General features: G+C 41.6%; 1 tRNA gene. It reads right to left on the bottom strand.

Annotated elements, in window-relative coordinates:
• Nucleotides 1-53 precede the first annotated feature (53 nt).
• Nucleotides 54-129: transfer RNA gene (locus tag HMPREF3020_RS05995), tRNA-Glu, on the bottom strand.
• Nucleotides 130-233: the final 104 nt, after the last annotated feature.

The following is a 233-nucleotide window of genomic DNA, read 5'->3' on the forward strand; positions in this document are numbered from 1 at the left end:
TCAGCTTGTTTCCTGGTTGTTAAAGAACAGAAGATAATAAAGTTATCTTTATTTGGCGTCCCCACGGGGATTCGAACCCCGGTTACCGCCGTGAAAGGGCGATGTCCTAGGCCTCTAGACGATGGGGACAACAAATAAAGATACTCTATCTTACACTTTGCTTACGCACTTTTCTCTCTTTATTCATTTTCTACAATATACCAATCAATCTGTGTGGACACTTATTGTCTCTC

This window comes from Haemophilus sp. HMSC068C11 (assembly GCF_001815355.1).
GTDB lineage: Bacteria > Pseudomonadota > Gammaproteobacteria > Enterobacterales > Pasteurellaceae > Haemophilus_D.